The 3,122-nt window shown below is 62.3% G+C and carries 4 protein-coding genes and 2 tRNA genes; 2 read left to right on the top strand and 4 right to left on the bottom strand.

Going from position 1 to position 3,122, the window contains the following annotated elements; genetic code table 11:
- The 4 genes from EN780_RS30900 to EN780_RS30885 form a co-directional block, all read right to left on the bottom strand.
- A partial coding sequence (locus EN780_RS30900; protein ID WP_189556878.1) for a TolC family protein occupies positions 1 to 645 on the bottom strand: 645 nt, incomplete at its 3' end.
- Positions 646 to 828: 183 nt separating this feature from the next.
- Positions 829 to 1,503 carry a protein-L-isoaspartate O-methyltransferase gene (locus tag EN780_RS30895; RefSeq protein ID WP_128276172.1) on the bottom strand — a complete coding sequence of 225 codons (675 nt, stop codon included), beginning with the start codon at positions 1,501 to 1,503 and terminating at the stop codon, positions 829 to 831.
- A 96-nt stretch (positions 1,504 to 1,599) separates the two neighbouring features.
- Positions 1,600 to 1,673 (bottom strand) — tRNA-Cys (locus EN780_RS30890).
- A gap of 269 nt (positions 1,674 to 1,942) precedes the next feature.
- Positions 1,943 to 2,200, bottom strand: coding sequence for a hypothetical protein (locus EN780_RS30885; RefSeq protein WP_127311795.1), 258 nt, complete (start codon positions 2,198 to 2,200; stop codon positions 1,943 to 1,945).
- Positions 2,201 to 2,417: 217 nt separating this feature from the next.
- On the opposite strand from EN780_RS30885, the gene EN780_RS30880 reads away from it, so the two are divergent.
- Positions 2,418 to 2,492: transfer RNA gene (locus EN780_RS30880), tRNA-Asn, on the top strand.
- Between the two features lie 167 nt (positions 2,493 to 2,659).
- A partial coding sequence (locus tag EN780_RS30875; RefSeq protein WP_348631281.1) for a DUF6538 domain-containing protein occupies positions 2,660 to 3,122 on the top strand: 463 nt, incomplete at its 3' end.

Genomic DNA, 3,122 nt, shown 5'->3' with positions numbered 1-3,122 from the left:
GACGATCTGGTGATAGGTCGCCGCACTGGCCAGCGCCTGGGCGCGGGCGGCGCTGAGCTGTGCCACGGCGGTCGAGCGCGAGGCATCGGCCTGGGCTACGTCGGTGCGCGTACCTTCGCCGACCTCGAAGCGCGAGCGCGCGGCGCGCGCCTGCTCGGTCAGGAACTGCAGGTTCTGTTCGGTGAGCACCGCCACCTGACGGTCGCGGATGACATCCATATAGGCGCTTGCCGCGTTGAACAGGATGTTTTCCTCGGTGTTGCGCAGGCTTTCGACCGAGGCCCGGACCTGGGCTTCCGCGGCCGCGACGTTGTTCCTGGTCTGGAACCCGTCGAACAGCGTCTGGTCGATCTGCACGCCGAAATTGCCGGTGGTCAGGCGCACACTCTGGTTGGTGCCGTTCAGATGGCTGCTCGAATAGTCGATGCTGCCGGAACCGGTAACGGTCGGGCGCCAGCCGGACTTGGCAATGGCCACGCCTTCGTCGGTGACGCGCACACCGGCGCGGGCGGAATTCAGCTGCGAATTGTTCTGGTAGGCCTTGGCAAGCGCGCCGGTGATGGTTTCCGCCGAGGCAGCCAGCGGCGAAAGCGCTGTCGCGGAAACCAGGATGGCGGCTAGAACAGTCTTGCGTACGGACGGCACGTAATATCCCTCATTCGTTTGCATGGGAACCGCGCCACGACAGTCGCTCATCCATGAGCAGCCGGCGCCGCGCTTCTATCGTTCCCCCGCTGACTGCCCCCGAGAATACATGGTTATGCGATCAGCAACGATTGTTCAAATGCAAGCGATCACGACAGCGCGTTCACTGCAAGGCAAAAACGCTCAGAATTCAAATGCGTGGGTACGTTCAAAGCCAGGTAGTGGCTTAATTGCCGCATTAAACGCGCGTCTGCCCGTTACAACCCCCCCTGCTTTGAAAAAGAGCCTGGCCACGCCCGAATTGCCCTGACCTTCCACGGCGACGAGACGACCTTCCTCCGCAAGCTGGTCGAGCAGCGCGGCAGGCACTTCCTCGACGCTGCCGCCGACGAAGATCACATTGTAGGGCGCCTTGGCGGCATGCCCCTGCGCCAACGGCCCGGTGACCACGGTCACGTTGTCGCAGGCCAGCGCCGAGAGCGCCGATCCGGCGATTTCCGCCAGCGCCGAATCGCTTTCCAGCGCAATCACGGAGCGGGCCAGCCGCGACAGAAGAGCGGCCGAATAGCCGGTGCCGCAGCCGACATCGAGCACCGAATCGCCGGCGCCGATCTCGGCCAGTTGCAAGAGCTTGGCCAGCGGCGAAGGCTCCATCAGATAGCGCGCGCCGCTGCCGTTGGCGCCGCTGGAGATGCGAATGTCCTCATCGATATAGGCAAGATCGCGCTGGCCGGCGCCGACAAAGCTCTCGCGCGGCACCGAAAGCATGGCATCGATCAACGGCGCGCTGGTCACGTCGGTGGTGCGGACCTGGCCATCGACCATCTTGACGCGGCGTTCGGAGAAATCAGCGCTCATCGTTCCAACCAATCCGCCCAACAAGGCCCGCCTGCCGCGCCACGACCGCGGTCCAATCCGACCGGAACGCCTGCTCCCCTAGGGAGCCCAGGCAACTGGAGGCCTCGCCCGGAATCGAACCGGGGTGCAAGGATTTGCAGTCCTCTGCGTAACCACTCCGCCACGAGGCCTCGTTGCTCCCGGCGTTCCGAGCGGACTCAATATGTTGGCGGTGAAAGGCCGTCAAGCGCCCGCGCGCCATTCCCGGCGCTTTCCTCATGCGAGCAGCGGACACCGTTTCCGATCGGTTTGCATGAGCGCGCAGGCTTCGCCTGTGACGGAGCCACCCGGCTTGCGCTGCGGCGGCGTGAAGCGCCCCAACGCTTTTTCACGCCCTGTTCGATTTCCGGGGCGAGGCCTCCAGGAGGTCTGCGAGAGGCCGGCAAAGCGACCGGCCAAATCAATCCGGACGGCGTCGGCGTTCCCACCATACGACGAAGCGGCGCCGGTGGCGGCGCACCATGGCGAATTCGTAGGAAAGCACGAGCAATCCGATTGGAATCATCCAGAAGCCCAGGATGGGCAAGAAGCCGAGAATGCCGCCGAGAATCAGCACGACGCCGATGGCGATCCTGAGTCCGCGCGAGCGCGGCATGGTGAACTCACGGCCGAAGACCGTGATTTTCCGTGCCGGTGCGTCGTCGCCTGCTGCAGTCATTTCGATCTCGGTTCCCATCGATTAAAGACATCGGCCGCCCAAGGCCGCAACGCCTTTCGCAGCCCTACGTTCCTTGCGGAACCGCTCATATGAGGAGCCCGGCCGTCGATTGCCAGAAAGCGCCATGCACAAAATGGCGGAAAAAAATGTGAAATGCTTCTTTGCAAAGCCGAAACGGGTTTGCTATAGGCTGCGCCACTCACACAAGAGCCTCTGTTCCCCGGTAGCTCAGTGGTAGAGCAACCGGCTGTTAACCGGTTGGTCGCTGGTTCGAATCCGGCCCGGGGAGCCATCTGCTAATCTTTTAGCTTGCTCGACATTCCCTCAACGCCTTGAAAATCCTATATAATCCGCACTCTGGAGCGCGCAAGGGCGCTCTTCATGCCGAGATTTGCTAATCATTCCGCTAAACAATTTGCCAATCATGCACTCCATCGGTATGTTGACTAAGACAACGTAATGGTTGGGCATACCGTGAACCTAATCCTACGAAACCGTACCTTTCATATCGTCCGCCGCGTACCGAAGCGCTACGCCCCAATCGAGCCCCGGAAGCAGGTATGGATTAGCCTGCACACCGACTCAAAAACCGTAGCGGAACAGAAAGCACCGACCGCATGGGCGCACATGGTTGAGGGCTGGGAGGCCAGCCTTGCTGGCGCAACTGACGATGCCGAGAGACGGTTTGCAGCGGCGAAGGAATTGGCCGCTGTGCGCGGCTACAGCTACCTGCCCGCTGATCGTGTCGCCCAACTCCCCCGCGAAAAGCTGCTTGAACGTGTAGAGTCGGCCCTGAAGCTCAATGGCGACGCCGCCGAGATTGAGGCCCGCGCCGTGCTCGGCGGCGCTCGCGAACCGGGGATTAAGATCAGCAAGGCGCTCGAACTGTACTGGACGTTCGCCAAGCAGGACACGCTAGGCA

The sequence above is a fragment of the Mesorhizobium sp. M4B.F.Ca.ET.089.01.1.1 genome (genome assembly GCF_004022605.1).
Taxonomy (GTDB): Bacteria; Pseudomonadota; Alphaproteobacteria; order Rhizobiales; family Rhizobiaceae; genus Mesorhizobium; species Mesorhizobium abyssinicae.
Note: the sequence above shows the minus strand (reverse complement) of the source record. Positions and strands in the feature narration are given on the sequence as shown.